The sequence below is a fragment of the Pseudomonas sp. MD195_PC81_125 genome (assembly GCF_014060985.1).
GTDB classification, from domain to species: Bacteria; Pseudomonadota; Gammaproteobacteria; order Pseudomonadales; family Pseudomonadaceae; genus Aquipseudomonas; species Aquipseudomonas parakoreensis.
Genome location: NZ_JABULD010000816.1, coordinates 1 through 896, shown reverse-complemented (window position 1 = coordinate 896; position 896 = coordinate 1). Strand labels below are relative to the sequence as shown.

The following is an 896-nucleotide window of genomic DNA, read 5'->3' as shown; positions in this document are numbered from 1 at the left end:
CGCTGAAGAGCTGAAGAAGTGGCTGGCCGATGGTGCGGTGATCTATATCTGCGGCAGCCTTCAGGGCATGGCCGCCGGCGTCGATCAGGCACTCAACGACATCCTCGGCAGCGCCGAAGTCGAACGCCTGATTGAACAGGGCCGCTACCGCCGCGACGTGTACTGACTCAGAAGAGCCCCTCACCCTAACCCTCTCCCGGAGGGAGAGGGGACTGATTGGGGGATGCCGGATAAATGCGCCGACCTGAAGGTGATGTACCGAATCCGTAATCGACTCGGTCTTTCAGGTCGATGTACAACTCGATACAACTCCGTAGGCTCCCTCTCCCTCCGGGAGAGGGCTGGGGTGAGGGTCCTCGTCTACAGTGAGATTTCCAGCCACTTCACAAGGATTGTGAAGCATGCAAAATCGCCTCACTCTCGCTCAGTTCGCCCGCCAGTTACGCAGCAGCCAAACCGATTGCGAACAATTACTCTGGCAAAAACTTCGTTCACGCCAAGTCGCCAATCTGAAATTCCGCAGGCAGTTTCCATGTCCGCCCTATGTCCTGGATTTTTACTGCGTAGAGCTGAAACTGGCGATTGAGCTGGATGGGGGTCAACACTATGAAATAGCGGGCTTGATCCACGATCAACGTCGGACGCTTTTCCTGGAACGTCAGGGCATTGAAGTTGTGCGATTCAGTAATCTCGAAGTAATGCAGCAGATGGATGATGTACTGGAGCAAATCACAAGAATTGCCGCGAATCGAAAAACACCCTCACCCTCCAAGCGGTCCGACATTTCGGGAGGGCCGGGGTGAGGGTTGTTTTTGATCTTCAAACTGGCTGCAACTTCTGCTCGAAAACCGCCACCCCATTCAAATCCCGCAACACCACACTCATCGTCATCCTGA

1 protein-coding gene is annotated in these 896 nt (G+C 54.8%); it reads left to right on the top strand.

Annotated features, from left to right (window positions below; translation table 11 throughout):
- Positions 1-401: 401 nt before the first annotated feature.
- Positions 402-803, top strand: coding sequence for an endonuclease domain-containing protein (locus HT737_RS29460; RefSeq protein ID WP_003221578.1), 402 nt, complete (start codon positions 402-404; stop codon positions 801-803).
- The last annotated feature ends 93 nt before the right edge of the window (positions 804-896 follow it).